The sequence below is a fragment of the Bordetella flabilis genome, assembly GCF_001676725.1.
GTDB lineage: Bacteria > Pseudomonadota > Gammaproteobacteria > Burkholderiales > Burkholderiaceae_B > Bordetella_C > Bordetella_C flabilis.
Genome location: NZ_CP016172.1, coordinates 4,504,092 through 4,518,377, shown reverse-complemented (window position 1 = coordinate 4,518,377; position 14,286 = coordinate 4,504,092). Strand labels below are relative to the sequence as shown.

The 14,286-nt window shown below is 65.3% G+C and carries 12 protein-coding genes; 9 read left to right on the top strand and 3 right to left on the bottom strand.

Translation table 11 applies throughout. The features are described 5' to 3' along the window. The first annotated feature begins 16 nt into the window (after positions 1 to 16). Complete coding sequence (locus BAU07_RS20085) at positions 17 to 793, top strand: SDR family oxidoreductase (RefSeq protein ID WP_066661489.1); 777 nt, start codon at positions 17 to 19, stop codon at positions 791 to 793. A 46-nt stretch (positions 794 to 839) separates the two neighbouring features. Here BAU07_RS20085 and BAU07_RS20080 read toward each other — a convergent pair whose 3' ends face one another. Then, complete coding sequence (locus tag BAU07_RS20080) at positions 840 to 1,484, bottom strand: histidine phosphatase family protein (RefSeq protein ID WP_066661487.1); 645 nt, start codon at positions 1,482 to 1,484, stop codon at positions 840 to 842. Positions 1,485 to 1,732: 248 nt separating this feature from the next. On the opposite strand from BAU07_RS20080, the gene BAU07_RS20075 reads away from it, so the two are divergent. Together BAU07_RS20075 and greA are read left to right on the top strand one after the other, a co-directional pair. After that, entirely contained in the window at positions 1,733 to 3,049 is a 1,317-nt protein-coding gene (locus BAU07_RS20075; RefSeq protein ID WP_066661485.1) for a solute carrier family 23 protein, read from the top strand. A gap of 381 nt (positions 3,050 to 3,430) precedes the next feature. Next, positions 3,431 to 3,907 (top strand): transcription elongation factor GreA, encoded by a 477-nt coding sequence (greA, locus tag BAU07_RS20070; protein WP_066661482.1) that lies wholly within the window; start codon positions 3,431 to 3,433, stop codon positions 3,905 to 3,907. Positions 3,908 to 3,977: 70 nt separating this feature from the next. Here greA and BAU07_RS20065 read toward each other — a convergent pair whose 3' ends face one another. Next, a complete protein-coding gene (locus tag BAU07_RS20065) occupies positions 3,978 to 4,580 on the bottom strand; it encodes a YhbY family RNA-binding protein (protein ID WP_066661480.1) in 603 nt (200 codons plus the stop codon). Between the two features lie 17 nt (positions 4,581 to 4,597). Here BAU07_RS20065 and BAU07_RS20060 point away from each other — a divergent pair, with 17 nt between their 5' ends. The 5 genes from BAU07_RS20060 to BAU07_RS20040 all read left to right on the top strand — a co-directional run bounded on the left by BAU07_RS20060 (position 4,598) and on the right by BAU07_RS20040 (position 10,489). Then, entirely contained in the window at positions 4,598 to 5,239 is a 642-nt protein-coding gene (locus BAU07_RS20060; protein ID WP_066661476.1) for an RlmE family RNA methyltransferase, read from the top strand. Between the two features lie 128 nt (positions 5,240 to 5,367). After that, a complete protein-coding gene (gene ftsH / locus BAU07_RS20055) occupies positions 5,368 to 7,257 on the top strand; it encodes an ATP-dependent zinc metalloprotease FtsH (protein WP_066661473.1) in 1,890 nt (629 codons plus the stop codon). Between the two features lie 23 nt (positions 7,258 to 7,280). Continuing rightward, positions 7,281 to 8,171, top strand: coding sequence for a dihydropteroate synthase (gene folP, locus BAU07_RS20050; RefSeq protein ID WP_066661471.1), 891 nt, complete (start codon positions 7,281 to 7,283; stop codon positions 8,169 to 8,171). Next, positions 8,168 to 9,511, top strand: coding sequence for a phosphoglucosamine mutase (glmM, locus tag BAU07_RS20045; RefSeq protein WP_066661469.1), 1,344 nt, complete (start codon positions 8,168 to 8,170; stop codon positions 9,509 to 9,511). Before folP ends, glmM begins: the two co-directional genes overlap by 4 nt. A 138-nt stretch (positions 9,512 to 9,649) precedes the next feature. Next, the gene (locus BAU07_RS20040) at positions 9,650 to 10,489 is read left to right on the top strand and encodes a GNAT family N-acetyltransferase (RefSeq protein ID WP_066661466.1); all 840 of its coding nucleotides are present in this window, start codon (positions 9,650 to 9,652) and stop codon (positions 10,487 to 10,489) included. Between the two features lie 40 nt (positions 10,490 to 10,529). On the opposite strand, the gene ppx is transcribed toward BAU07_RS20040, so the two are convergent. Continuing rightward, positions 10,530 to 12,017, bottom strand: coding sequence for an exopolyphosphatase (gene ppx, locus BAU07_RS20035; RefSeq protein ID WP_066661458.1), 1,488 nt, complete (start codon positions 12,015 to 12,017; stop codon positions 10,530 to 10,532). Between the two features lie 163 nt (positions 12,018 to 12,180). Here ppx and ppk1 point away from each other — a divergent pair, with 163 nt between their 5' ends. Beyond that, entirely contained in the window at positions 12,181 to 14,265 is a 2,085-nt protein-coding gene (gene ppk1 / locus BAU07_RS20030; protein ID WP_066661457.1) for a polyphosphate kinase 1, read from the top strand. The last annotated feature ends 21 nt before the right edge of the window (positions 14,266 to 14,286 follow it).

The window sequence follows — 14,286 nt, the reverse complement described above, 5'->3', positions numbered from 1 at the left end:
CATGAACAGGCCATAGATGCGTCACGTGTTCATCACCGGTGCCAGCAGCGGACTGGGACAAGCCCTGGCGCAGCATTACGCGGCCCGCGGCGCCATCGTCGGTCTGGTCGGACGTCGTGAGTCGGTTCTGCGCGACCTCGCGCACCGTCTGCCTGGCACGCATCACGGCTACGCCGTCGACGTGCGCGACCGCGCGGCCTTGCATGCGGCGGCCGCCGATTTCATCACGCGCTGTGGCGGAGAGGTGGACGGCGTTATTGCCAGCGCGGGCATCAGCGCCGGCACGCTGACGGACCACGGCGAGGATTTCGACGTATTCGAAGCCATCGTCCGGACCAATCTGCTGGCCACGGTCGCCACCTTCGAGCCTTTTATCGCCGGCATGCGTCGCGCTCGCGCCGGCCACCTTGTCGGCATCGCCAGCGTGGCTGGCGTGCGCGGATTGCCTGGGGCGGGTGCCTACAGCGCCTCCAAGGCCGCCGTGGCGGTGTATTGCGAAAGCCTGCGCAACGAGCTGGCCGCCGACGGCATACGCGTTACGACCATCGCGCCGGGCTATATCCGCACGCCCATGACCGACGGCAACCCCTATCGCATGCCTTTCCTGATGGAGCCGGGTGCCTTTGCCGCGCGCGCCGCCATCGCGATCGAGCGCGGGCGCCGCTATACCGTGATTCCGTGGCAGATGGGGATGGTCGCGCGCTTGATGCGCATATTGCCGGACGCCGTTTACGATCGCCTGGCGCGCAATGCGCCACGCAAGCCCAGGCAGTCACCGCCGGGCGATTCCTGAGCCGGCCGCCGGGTTCATTGGCCCCGGCCTGCCAGGCCGCGCGCGATCAAGGCACGATATCGTCCGCCGCCAGGGTCGAGATATGGGCAATATCGCCCCAGCCCATGACGCGCCAGCGGCGGTTCTCCACGGCGACCCGGTTCACGCCGGCGTTAAGCAGCGCGGCATCGCGCGCATGCGTCAGGGGGATCCCATGGGCGTGCCGCCAAACGATATCCAGCACGCCGCCGTGGGTGAACAGCAGGACGCGCCCGCCGTGATGGCGCTCGGCCACATCGTCGACGGTGGCCACCACCCGGTTATGGAACTGGCGCAGGGTTTCGCCGCCGTCCAGCAGGCGGTCCGGATCCCGGCTTTTCCACGCGGCGGCGGCTTCCGGCTGTTCGGCATCCATGCGATCCATGGTCACGCCTTCCAGGACGCCATAGCAGCGCTCGCGCAAGCCCGGCTCGGACCGCACCCGCAAGCCCAGCCGCTCCGCCACCGGTAGTGCCGTGTCGTGCGCGCGTCGCAGATCGCTGCTGTAGATCGCCTCGAAAGGGCCGCTGGTGGCGTCGCGTTCCAGTCGTTCGGCCAGGCGGCGCGCCTGATTGATGCCATGGGCGTTCAGCGGCGTGTCTTGCCAGCCTTGCAGGCGGCGGGCGCGATTCCAATCGGTTTCGCCGTGGCGGATCAGCCAGATTTCGGTCATGACGGGGCGGGTCGGATATTGAATGTTGAGGCGCTGCGGCGGCTTGTGCGGACGGCGCCGGGGACTTCCGATAGTACCTACAAAAGTCCCGGGAAGCGCCACCGGGGTGCCAGCGAAGCGACACCGCCGCCGCGGGCTGGGCCGGCCATGCGCGCTCAGCCCGCGGCCATTGCCAGCCGCCTGCTATCGCAAAGTGCCCAGCCTCGATAAACTTGCGCCGCCTTGTATACAGAATCGAAGGGGGAGGCATGTCTGGTTCGTATTTTCCTCGCTGGCGGCTGGTCCGTGAGATGTCCGCGGACGCCGTCATGGCGACCGATGAACGCCTGCCGTGGCCCAAAACGGCGGCTATGGGGTTGCAGCACGTCGTGGCCATGTTCGGTTCCACCGTGCTGGCCCCGCTGCTGATGGGCTTCGATCCCAACGTCGCCATCCTGATGTCCGGCGTAGGCTCGCTGATTTTCTTCGTCTTCGTGGGCGGACGCGTGCCCAGCTACCTGGGGTCCAGTTTCGCCTTCATCGGCGGCGTGATCGCCGTAACCGGCTATGCGGGGACCGGCCCGAACCCGAACATCGGTGTCGCGCTGGGCGGCATCGTGCTGTGCGGCCTGGCTTACGCCATCGTCGGCATCCTGGTATGGGTGGCGGGCGCCCGGTCCGGCGGCGGCGCGCCGTGGATCGAGGCGCTGATGCCGCCGGTGGTAACCGGTGCCGTGGTCGCCGTGATCGGCCTCAACCTGGCGCCGGTCGCCGCGCGGGGTGCGATGGGCGGCTCCGGTTTCGACGCCGCGATGGCCCTGGTGACCGTGCTGTGCGTGGGAGGTATCGCCGTGCGGTCGCGCGGCATGCTGCAGCGGCTGCTGATCCTGGCAGGCCTGGTGCTGGCCTGCGTGATCTACGCGGTGTGCGCCAATGGATTCGGCCTGGGCAAGCCCATGGACTTTTCCGGCGTGGCCCAGGCGGCGTGGCTGGGCGCCCCGCATTTCGCCAAGCCGGTCTTCCAGGCCTCGGCCATGGGCCTGCTGGTGCCGGTCGCCATCATCCTGGTCGCGGAGAACCTCGGCCACATCAAGGCGGTGAGCGCCATGACCGGCCAGGACCTGGACCGCTATCTGGGGCGGGCGTTCGTCGGCGATGGGGTTGCCACCATGGTGTCCGGGGCCGTCGGGGGCACCGGCGTGACGACCTACGCGGAAAATATCGGCGTCATGGCCGTCACTCGTATCTACTCGACCGTGGTGTTCGCCGTCGCGGCGGTGATCGCCATCCTGCTCGGCTTCTCCCCGAAGTTCGGCGCCCTCATTCAAACCATCCCGGGGCCCGTGCTGGGCGGCATGTCGGTCGTGGTTTTCGGGCTGATCGCGGTCGCCGGTGCCCGCATCTGGGTAGTCAATGGCGTCGACTTCACCGACAACCGCAACCTTATCGTGGCGGCCGTCACGCTGATCCTCGGCGCTGGGGACTTCACGGTACGGCTGGGTGGCTTCGCCCTGGGCGGGATCGGCACCGCCACCTTTGGCGCCATCATTCTTTACGCGTTGCTGCGCCCTCGCCGGCGCAATTGACAGGCGGCAGCGCGGTCGGGCTGGGAGGAACGCCGCCGGCTTTTGGCACGCCGGGGCGTTCCGTGCCCAACTTGCAATTCAGTCCGACTTTCCCCACAATGTCATCTGATCGCCCCGGTTCTACCCGAGCCGGGGTTTTGTTTTGGTCGAAGCTTGCCGTGGCCGGCCGTAGCCGGCAGGGAAGAGCAGCGCGGGCGAGGAGCAATCGGGTCGACCGTCCTCCGGTACGAGGATGCGAGGGAATACCCCGGGTCGAGCCCCCTTCCGCGGCACGCGGTTTTCCGTCCCGTTTCATGCATCGCGGCCAGGTGCCGCCGCGCTTCGGCTGTTATCGAAACGCTCCCATGCCGGGGCGTTTTCCACTTTTAGTAGAGATGCGATATGTCAGCCATTCCGTTGACGGTGCACGGGGCCGAGCGCCTTCGGCAAGAACTGCACCAACTCAAGACTGTTGAGCGTCCTGCCGTGATCAACGCCATCGCGGAAGCGCGTGCTCAGGGCGATTTGTCCGAAAACGCCGAATACGATGCCGCGCGCGAGCGCCAGGGCTTCATCGAGGCGCGCATCAGCGAGCTGGAAGCGACGCTGTCCAACGCCCATGTGATCAATCCGCTGGAACTGGATGCCGATGGCCGTGCCGTCTTCGGGGCGACCGTGGAAATCGAGGACCTGGATTCGGGCGACCGCGTGGTCTACCAGATCGTCGGCGACGTGGAAGCAGACATCCGTGCGAACCGGATTTCGGTGTCCAGTCCCGTTGCGCGGGCCCTGATCGGCAAAACCGAAGGGGACGTCGTCCAGGTGCAGGCGCCTTCCGGCCTGCGCGAATACGAAGTCATCAGCGTCCGCTACCTGTAGGGCGCCGGGTGCCTGGGATGTTCCTGCCGCGCGCCCCAGGGCGCGCACGGCGTCCCGGCAACGGGCGGCGTCAGCGCTTGGTTGTCTTGCGCGCCGGGCGCTGCTGCGCTGTGCGGGCGCCAGCGCGCAGGCTGAGCGCGCTACCGGAGCGGCGCGGAATACCATGCGCCGGCGCGGCGGCCTTGCGCGTGGCCGGCCGAGCCGGCTTGCCGGATTTGTTCAGGGGCACGCGTGCCGGGCGGCTTTCGATCGGCGAGTCTTCCGTCTTGCGTGGCGCGCGAGCCGGCTTGCGCGGGGCCTTGCCTTCGGCGGCCAGTTTTTTGGGAATATAGGGGTCGGATGCCTTGCGCTTCGGCGGCTTGGCGTCCGTGGCCGGTGCCAGCAGGGAAGGCATTCCGGGCTGCGGCCGGTACAGGATCAGTATCTTGCCGAGGTGATGCACCGGGGCGCAGGACAACGTGTCGCAGATCGATGCAAGCAGCTGCTCCCGGGTTTCGCGGTCTTCCCCGCCGGCGCGGACCTTGATCAGCCCATGCGAGGTCAGGTTGGCGTCGATTTCCTTCAGGACCGCGTCCGACAAGCCTTTATCGCCAATCAGGACGACGGGACGCAAGGCGTGGGCGGCGGACCGCAGCGTACTGCGATCGCGGGATGTGATTTCTAATATAGGCATGGCGGAATTGTACGGGAATGGCCAAGAATAAATTTTCCAAGGACTGGTTGCACCAGCACATCAACGACCCTTATGTGAAGATGGCGCAGCAAAAGGGATACCGTGCCCGTGCCGCCTTCAAGCTGATCGAAATCCTCGATACGGAAAAGCTGATGCGGCGCGGGGACGTGGTCGTGGACCTGGGTTCCGCGCCCGGCAGCTGGTCCCAGGTCGCCCGCGAACGCCTCGCCGGCCCGGGGGGCGTGGTGAATGGCCGCATCATCGCGCTGGATATCCTTCCCATGGAGCCCGTGGCCGGCGTCGAATTCATCCAGGGCGACTTCCGCGAAGATTCGGTGCTGCAGGAACTGGAAAAGACGCTGGAAGGGCAGGTGGTGGACCTTGTAATTTCCGATATGGCCCCCAACCTGTCGGGAGTCGGGGTGGCCGACGCTGCACGTATCCAGCACGTTTGCGATCTTGCGCTGGAATTTTCCCTGGCGCACTTGAAACCGGATGGTGCCCTGATCGTGAAGGCTTTCCATGGCAGCGGTTTTTCCCAGATCGTGCAGTCGTTCAAGCAACATTTCAAGCGGGTGGTCGAGCGCAAGCCCAAGGCGTCTCGCTCGAATTCTTCCGAAACTTTTCTCGTGGCAAGGACCCTTAAACAGCATGGCTGACGTTCCGCGGGGAACGTTCCACGCAATCGCCCTCAAACGGGTAGAATGGCTATTGACATGTTCGTGGTTGTGTCCTATGGCAGACGCTGCCCCAATCACCGGTCGGAATCGATAGCAGGAGATCGACCTTGAATAATTCATTTTCTAAAGTTGCGGTGTGGATGGTGATCGCCCTGGTGCTGTTCACCGTCTTCAAGCAATTCGACGGGCGCACCCAATCGCAGGACGGCGTGAGCTATACCCAGTTCATGGACGACGCCAAGGCGGGTCGCATCCGCAAGGTCGACGTACAAGGCGACGTACTCTACGTCACGCCTGACGCCGGGCGGCCGTATACCCTGACTTCCCCGGGCGATCTCTGGATGGTCTCGGATCTCCTGAAATACGGGGTGCAGGTTTCCGGCAAGGCGCGTGAAGAGCAGTCGCTGCTCATGAATATCTTCGTCTCATGGTTCCCCATGCTGCTGCTGATCGGTGTGTGGATATTCTTCATGAGGCAGATGCAGGGCGGCGGACGGGGCGGAGCCTTCAGCTTCGGCAAGTCCCGCGCGCGCATGCTCGACGAAAATACCAACCAGGTCACGTTCGCCGATGTCGCCGGCTGCGATGAAGCGAAGGAAGACGTTCAGGAACTGGTCGATTTCCTGCGCGATCCCAGCAAATTCCAGAAGCTGGGCGGGCGCATTCCGCGGGGCGTGCTGATGGTGGGCTCGCCTGGTACCGGCAAGACGCTGCTGGCCAAGGCCATCGCGGGCGAAGCCAAGGTTCCGTTCTTCAGTATCTCCGGTTCGGACTTCGTCGAAATGTTCGTTGGCGTGGGCGCGGCCCGCGTGCGCGACATGTTCGAGAACGCCAAGAAGCACGCGCCCTGCATTATCTTCATCGATGAAATCGATGCGGTCGGCCGCCAGCGTGGCGCCGGCCTGGGCGGCGGCAACGACGAGCGCGAGCAGACGCTGAACCAGATGCTGGTCGAAATGGACGGCTTCGAGTCGGGCCAGGGCGTCATCGTCATCGCCGCGACCAACCGTCCGGACGTGCTGGACCCGGCGCTGCTGCGCCCGGGCCGCTTCGACCGCCAGGTTGTGGTGCCGCTGCCGGACATCCGCGGCCGCGATCAGATCCTCAAGGTACACATGCGCAAGGTGCCGCTGTCGCCCAATGTCGACGCATCGGTGCTGGCGCGCGGTACGCCCGGGTTTTCGGGTGCGGACCTGGCCAACCTGGTCAATGAAGCCGCCCTGTTTGCCGCGCGCCGCAGCGGCCGTACGGTAGACATGTCCGACTTCGAAAAGGCCAAGGACAAGATCATCATGGGCGCGGAGCGCCGCTCCATCGTCATGCCGGAAGAAGAGCGCAAGAACACGGCATATCACGAATCCGGCCATGCCATCGTGGCCCACATGCTGCCCAAGACTGACCCGGTCCACAAGGTCACCATCATCCCGCGCGGCCGTGCCCTGGGCGTGACCATGCAGTTGCCGGAGAGCGACCGCTACAGCATGGACAAGCAGCGTCTGCTCAGCACCATCGCGGTGTTGTTCGGGGGGCGCATCGCCGAAGAGCTCTTCATGAACCAGATGACGACTGGCGCATCGAACGATTTCGAGCGCGCCACCGCCATTGCCCGTGACATCGTCACCCGCTATGGGATGACCGACGAACTGGGCCCCATGGTCTATGCCGAGAACGAAGGCGAGGTCTTCCTGGGTCGCAGCGTCACCAAGACGACGCATGTGTCCGAGGCCACGATGCAGAAGGTCGACGCGTCGATCCGCCGCATCATCGATGAACAGTACGCGGTGGCCCGCAAGATCCTGGAAGAGAATCGCGATAAAGTCGAGGCCATGACGGCTGCGCTGCTGGAGTGGGAAACCATCGATTCCGAGCAGATCGACGACATCATGGCCGGTCGGCCTCCGCGGCCGCCGAAGACGCCGCAAGGGCCTTCGGACGCCCAGGACACGCCGCCCAGCGGCCTGGCCCCGGGCGGCAGCAGCACCGCCCCGGCGGTCTGAGGACTGCTCAACCCGTATCCGCGATGGCGAATACTTTTCTTTGCGGGCGCTACGAGTTCGATCTCGAGCGCCCGCTGGTCATGGGCATAGTCAATGTCACGCCCGATTCCTTTTCGGATGGCGGCGAGCATGATGACCCGGATGCTGCTATCGCGCATGCGCGCCAATTGGTGGCCGAGGGCGCGCAGATCCTCGATATCGGCGGCGAATCCACCCGGCCCGGCGCGCCGCCCGTCCCTGAAGAACAGGAATTGGCGCGCGTCCTGCCGCTGGTGGAAGCGCTGCGCGATTGCGGTGTGCCGCTTTCCATCGATACCTTCAAGCCCGGTGTGATGCGAGCCGTGCTGGATGCCGGCGCGGACATGATCAACGACATCTATGGGTTCAGGCAGCCCGGCGCCATCGAGGCCGTGGCTGGCGCCCGCTGCGGGCTGTGCGTCATGCATATGAAGGGTGAGCCGCGTACCATGCAGGCCACCCCGCCCGAGTACAACGACCTGCTTGGCGAAATCGGCCTGTTCCTCGGCTCCCGTGCGCAGAAGCTGCGCGCCGCCTGGATCGATCCGCGCCGCATCGTGCTGGACCCCGGTTTCGGCTTCGGCAAGACGGCGGACCAGAATTACCAATTGCTCAGGCGCCTGGGCAGCCTGCGCGTATCCAGTTACCCGTTGCTGATCGGTGTGTCGCGCAAATCGATGATCGGTCACGCGACCGGCCGCGATGTGCATGGACGCCTCGCGGGCAGCCTGGCTGCGGCGCTGGCCGGCGTCGCGCGGGGCGCGGCGATCGTGCGGGTGCACGACGTCGCCGCAACCGTGGATGCCCTGAAAGTATGGCAGGCTGTCGAACAAGGCGGGACTGCCGCCGATGGCCCGGATCAGAAACCGATACGTATGAGTACACGAAACGTATGAGCGCACGTAAATATTTCGGCACCGACGGGGTGCGTGGCGAGGTCGGCGGCCCGGTGATCAATCCGGAGTTCGCCTTGCGGCTCGGCTATGCCGCGGGCAGGGTTTTCGCACGCGAAACCCGCGGGGGCGCCCGGCCCAAGGTCGTCATCGGCAAGGACACCCGCATCTCCGGCTATATGCTGGAATCGGCGCTGGAAGCCGGGTTTGCCGCGGCCGGCATCGACGTACTGCTGCTGGGGCCGGTGCCGACGCCCGCCGTCGCTTACCTGACCCGCGTGCTGCGGCAAACGGCCGGCATCGTCATCAGCGCCTCGCACAATCCGTATCAGGACAACGGCATCAAGTTCTTCTCGGGCCGGGGCATGAAGCTGCCCGACGAGACCGAGGCGGCGATCGAGGCGGCACTGGACGAGCCCCTCGGTTGTGTCGGCTCGGAAGCCCTGGGCCGCGCGCGCCGTGTCGACGATGCGGCGGGCCGCTACATCGAGTTCTGCAAAAGTACCTTCCCCAACGACCTCGACCTGAACGGGCTGAGCCTGGTCGTGGACGCGGCGCATGGCGCGGCGTACCACATCGCGCCCCACGTTTTCCGCGAGCTCGGCGCGGATGTGCACGCGGTGGGCGTCCAGCCCGACGGCTTCAATATCAACAAGGGCGTGGGCGCGCTGTATCCGGAGGCCCTGGCCGCCGAAGTGCGCGCGCGTGGTGCCCACCTGGGGATCGCGCTGGACGGCGATGCGGACCGCCTGCAGATGGTGGACGGCAACGGCCGCATCTATAACGGCGATGAATTGCTTTACGCCATCGTGCGGGAACGCATGCAGCGCGGAACGGTGGCGGGCGTGGTGGGCACGCTCATGACCAATTACGGTTTCGAGCGGCGCATGGAGCAACTGGGCGTGGGCTTTCACCGCGCCGACGTGGGCGATCGATATGTCATGGAGCAGATGCAGGCGCGCGGCTGGCTCTATGGCGGGGAAAGCTCGGGCCACCTGATCTGCCTGGATTGCCATACGACGGGCGACGGTCTGATCGCGGCCCTCCAGGTGCTTACGGCGCTGCGTCGCAATGGCTCCTCGCTGGCCGACTGGACCACGGATCTGCGCATGTACCCGCAGCAGATGATCAACGTGCCTTTGTCTCCGGGCCAGGATTGGCAGAGCCATCCCGGCCTGCTCACCGCGCGACGCAAGGTCGAGGCCGAGCTCGCCGGCCGTGGGCGCCTCCTGATACGCGCCTCCGGAACCGAACCCAAATTGCGCCTCATGGTCGAAGCGGAAGAATCCGCCCTGGCCATGGCTTGCGCGCAGGATCTCGCGGCGAGTTTATCGGCAGGCTGAGTTGTCACATTTCTCCCGTCAAAAAGCGCAATTCCTGTACGGGTAGGGGCGCCCTGTGGTTCACAGTCACGTAACATGTCGGTCAAATACCTGACATAGACGACGCCCACACTACTCGGACATCTAGGAGTTGGCCGAATGCTCGAATTAGTCCGCATCGATCCAGACCGTACCGCCGCCACGCCCGACACGTGGAAGGATCCTGCCGCCGGAGGCCTTGCCGTTGGGCTGGCGTGTACCGCCGAAGAGATCGAGGAAATCCAGCGGTTGCGCTTTCGCGTTTTTACCGAAGACATGGGCGCGGTGTTCCCGGACTCGCAGGACGGCATTGACCAGGACCGCTTCGACGACTGGTGCGAGCACGTCATGGTGCGGGAGCTGAATACCGGCCGCGTCGTCGGTACCTACCGCCTGCTGACGCCGGAGAGCGCACGGGCGGTGGGTGGCTACTATTCGGAATCCGAGTTCGACCTGTCCGGCCTGGGCGCCTTGCGCGACAAGGTAGTGGAAGCGGGGCGTTCCTGCACGCATCCCGCCTACCGCAATGGCGCCGTCATCATGCTGCTGTGGTCCGGCGTGGCCGAGGTCATGCGGCGCGGCGGCTACGATTACCTGCTGGGCTGCGCCAGCGTCAGCCTGCGCGACGATGGCGCGACGGCCGCCGAAGTCTGGCGCGCGGTGTCGGCATGCATGAACGATGCGGCCTTGCCGCGCGTGAAGCCGCTGCATCGTTATCCCCTGGAAAAGCTCCAAAGCACGACGCTGCCGGCGCGCGTGCCGCCGCTCATCAAGGGATACCTGAAACTGGGCGCGAAGGTATGTGGCGAGCCCGCCTGGGATCCCGACTTCAATGCCGCGGACTTCCCTGTGCTGCTGGACATGAAACAGATGGACGAGCGCTATCGCCGGCATTTCGGCTTGCCGCCCGTAGGCGAGGCCGAGCAGGCGCCGCGGCGTCCCGTTCGCAAAGCCGCTTGATAGGCAGCGCGCTGCGCGACGCCGCGCTGCGGCGGCTATCCTAGAATTCCAGCAGTTCGAAGGAAAAACCCACTTTGCGCCATTCCGATTCTTCGGCGCGCAGGGTGAAGTCGCTCAAAGGGTGCGTAGTCAGCCAGTCCTGGCGCACCCGCACCACGATGGAATCGCCTCGTACGGAGACGGTCAACGGCAACGCCGGCAGGTCTTCACGCCGGCGGAACAACAGGACCGCGAGCCGCAGGCACAGAATGGCCAGCCATTCCTGGCGGCTCCGCACCAGCGGTTCGAGCTTGCCCAGCTTGCCGTGGTGGCCCAAGGCGAGCAGGGCGAGCAGGCGCTGGTCATCGCGAGAGAAACCCGGCATGTCTGCGTTGCCCAGCACGTAGGCCGAATGCTTGTGGTAGTCGTTATGGGCGATGGACAGGCCGATTTCGTGCAGGTCGGCCGCCCATCCCAACGCGTGTGCGAGTTCGCCGCGTTCGGCGCCCTCGATGTCCAATTCCTGGAACAGCGCCAAGGCGGCACGCCGTACGCGCCCGGCCTGGTTGGCATCGATGTGATAGCGCTTCATGAACTGCCGCACCGACTCGTCCCGCTTGTCATGCTCGTCGTCCCGGCCCAGCAGGTCGTACAGCACCCCCAGGCGCAGGGCCCCGTCGCCGGTATGCATCACATCGATGTTCAGTTCGTCGAACAGGGCGCTCATGATCGCCAGTCCGCCGGGCAGCACGTCGGCGCGTTCCACCTTGATGCCGGGCAATTCGGAAGGGATCACGCGGCCCGAGCGGATGATGCGGTCCTTCAGCTTGGCCAGCCCCGCGCGGGTGATGCCCCGGTCGGAGAAGCCGCACTCGGTCAGGATGGCGTACAGCGCCTTGGCGGTGCCGGAGGAACCATAGGCTTCCTTCCATCCCATCTTGCGGTACTGCTTGGCGATGACTTCGGCCTCGCGGCGAGCCGCCAGTTCGGCCAGCTTCATCTGGTAGGCGTCGACCACGCCGTCGCCGAAAAACTGGCGGCTGTAGCTGACGCAGCCCATGTAAAGCGACGACATCAGGCCTGGCTCGTAGCCCTTGCCGATGATGACTTCGGTGGAGCCGCCGCCGATGTCGATGATCAGCCGCTTGTTGGGCGAGGGCGGCAGGGTGTGGACCACGCCCGAGAAAATCAGCCGTGCTTCTTCGCGTCCGGCGATGACCTCGATGGGAAATCCCAGCGCCGACTCCGCGCGCGGCAGGAATTCGGCCGTGTTGCGTGCCACGCGGAACGTGTTCGTGGCAACGGCGCGCACACGACTGGCGTGGAAGCTGCGCAGGCGTTCCCCGAAGCGCTCCAGCACTTCGATGGCACGTTCGACCGCATCCGGGGAAAGGCGCTTGTCGGCGTCCAGGCCGGCCGCCAGGCGCACGGTTTCCTTCAGGCGGTCTATCTGGTAGATCTGCGCCGTGCCTTCCTGTTGCACCACCCTCCCTATGGAGAGGCGGAAACTGTTGGAACCAAGGTCGACGGCGGCCAGTAGATGATCCATGCGGCAGGGCGGCAAAAAGCGGGAGTCGCGCCATTATAGAGAGCCGCGTCCATTCGTACGGTCGCATTGGGCCGCTTTTGAGCGTACGCTTACAGATTCGTCATGGAACGGTCATGAAACTGAAGTAAAACGATCCGCTGCCTGACACGAGACGGAATTTCGAATGACATCCACGACGGCTTTGGAGCCTTTATTCCTGAACCGGGAACTGTCGCTACTCAAATTCAACGAGCGCGTCCTGGCCATGGCGGAGAATCCCGGGACGCCCCTGCTGGAGCGCCTGCGCTACGTCTGTATCGTCAGTTCAAACCTGGACGAGTTCTTCGAAATCCGCATTTCCAGCCTGAAGGAGCAGCAGCGCCAGACGCCCAATGTGGTGGGCTGCGACGGATTGACCCCGGGCGAAGCCTATGTGCATGTCCAGGATGCCGTGCACGCGTTGGTGGCGCGCCAGTATGACCTGCTGAATGAAGAGATACTGCCGCGCCTGAACGAACAGGGCATCGTGCTGCATCACGCTTCGGAATGGGACGAGGCCCAGCAGCACTGGGCGCGCGAGGCCTTTCATCGCGACGTGATGCCGCTGCTGACCCCGATCGGGCTCGATCCGGCCCATCCCTTTCCGCGGGTCTACAACAAAAGCCTGAACTTCATTGTTTCCTTGCGCGGCGTCGACGCCTTCGGCCGCAAGGCGTCGATCGCCATCGTGCAGGCGCCGCGGGCGCTGCCGCGCCTGATACGCATGCCGCAGGAGGTCTCGGGCCATCCGGACGGCTATGTGCTGCTGACCTCCCTCATGCGCGCCTTCGTCGGCGAATTGTTTCCCGGGCTGGAAATGCAAGGCTGCTACCAGTGGCGGGTGACGCGCAACAGCGATCTGTTCGTCGACGAAGAAGAAGTCACCAACCTGCGGCAGGCGTTGCAGGGAGAACTGTCGCAGCGCAACTTCGGCGCCGCCGTGCGTCTGGAGATCGACAAACTGACACCGCCCGACCTGGAGGCCTTCCTGCAGCGCGAGTTTTCGCTGTCGCCCAGCGACACGTATCGCGTCAACGGGCCGGTCAACCTGTCCCGCCTGATGCAGCTCTGCAATGTGGGTGACCGACCGAACCTGTTATTCCCCGAGTACCGCGGGGCGCTGCCGGCGCCGTTCAACCAGCCGGCGGTCAATCCAGGCGCCATGTTCGCCGCCATCGCGGCGGGCGACCGCCTGTTGCACCACCCTTACCAGTCCTTCCAGCCCGTCATCGATTTCCTGACCGCCGCTGCGCTGGACCCCGACGTGATGGCGATCAAGCAGACCATCTACCGTACCGGCGAGGACTCCGAGCTGATGCAGATCCTGCTGGCGGCGGCGCGGGCCGGCAAGGAAGTGACCGTGGTCGTGGAACTGATGGCGCGCTTCGATGAGCAGACCAATATCAACTGGGCGGCGCGCCTGGAGGAAGTGGGCGCTCACGTGGTCTACGGCGTGGTGGGCCACAAGACGCACGCCAAGATGGCGGTGGTCCTGCGCCGCGAGCGCGGCCGCCTGCGTCGCTACGCGCACCTGGGCACGGGCAACTATCACCCGCGTACCGCGCGGCTTTATACCGATTTCGGCCTGCTGACGGCGGACCCCGACATTTGCGAGGACATGGACAAGGTTTTCGCGCAATTGACCGGCCTGGGCGCGCGCCGCTCGCTGAAGGCACTCCTGCAATCTCCGTTCACCCTGCACGAAAGCATGGTCGCCCTGATCCGCGCCGAAGCACAGGCGGCGCGCGAGGGGCGCAAGGCCCGGATCATGGCCAAGATGAACTCCCTGCTGGAAAACGCCGTGATCGAGGAGCTTTACGAGGCCAGCCAGGCCGGCGTGAAGATCGACCTGATCGTGCGTGGCGTATGCGCCTTGCGCAGCGGCGTCCGTGGCTTGTCCGAGAACATCCGCGTCCGCTCCATCGTTGGGCGTTTCCTGGAGCATTCACGGGTTTTCTACTTCCATGCGGACGGCAAGGAGACGGTCTACCTGTCGTCGGCCGACTGGATGGAGCGCAATTTCTTCCGTCGGGTGGAGATCGCCTTCCCGGTGAATGACAAGGCCCTGAAGAAGCGGGTCGTGGACGAAGCGTTCACCTGCGCGCTGCGGGACAACGAACTGGCTTGGCAGCAGCAGCCCGACGGCGACTACACCCGGGTGCGCAACCGGGCGGCCCGTTTCAGCCTGCACGAGCACCTCATGCACAAGCTGGGCGGCGCGTCGGCCTGACGGGGCTTCCGTCCCTCTCTC

Excerpts from the sequence above, each read along its gene's own strand:
- BAU07_RS20085 (WP_066661489.1), top strand. The coding sequence starts at position 17 with ATGCGTCACGTGTTCATCACCGGTGCCAGCAGCGGACTGGGACAAGCC.
- BAU07_RS20080 (WP_066661487.1), bottom strand. The coding sequence starts at position 1,484 with ATGACCGAAATCTGGCTGATCCGCCACGGCGAAACCGATTGGAATCGC.
- BAU07_RS20075 (WP_066661485.1), top strand. The coding sequence starts at position 1,733 with ATGTCTGGTTCGTATTTTCCTCGCTGGCGGCTGGTCCGTGAGATGTCC.
- greA (WP_066661482.1), top strand. The coding sequence starts at position 3,431 with ATGTCAGCCATTCCGTTGACGGTGCACGGGGCCGAGCGCCTTCGGCAA.
- BAU07_RS20065 (WP_066661480.1), bottom strand. The coding sequence starts at position 4,580 with ATGCCTATATTAGAAATCACATCCCGCGATCGCAGTACGCTGCGGTCC.
- BAU07_RS20060 (WP_066661476.1), top strand. The coding sequence starts at position 4,598 with ATGGCCAAGAATAAATTTTCCAAGGACTGGTTGCACCAGCACATCAAC.
- folP (WP_066661471.1), top strand. The coding sequence starts at position 7,281 with ATGGCGAATACTTTTCTTTGCGGGCGCTACGAGTTCGATCTCGAGCGC.
- glmM (WP_066661469.1), top strand. The coding sequence starts at position 8,168 with ATGAGCGCACGTAAATATTTCGGCACCGACGGGGTGCGTGGCGAGGTC.
- BAU07_RS20040 (WP_066661466.1), top strand. The coding sequence starts at position 9,650 with ATGCTCGAATTAGTCCGCATCGATCCAGACCGTACCGCCGCCACGCCC.
- ppx (WP_066661458.1), bottom strand. The coding sequence starts at position 12,017 with ATGGATCATCTACTGGCCGCCGTCGACCTTGGTTCCAACAGTTTCCGC.
- ppk1 (WP_066661457.1), top strand. The coding sequence starts at position 12,181 with ATGACATCCACGACGGCTTTGGAGCCTTTATTCCTGAACCGGGAACTG.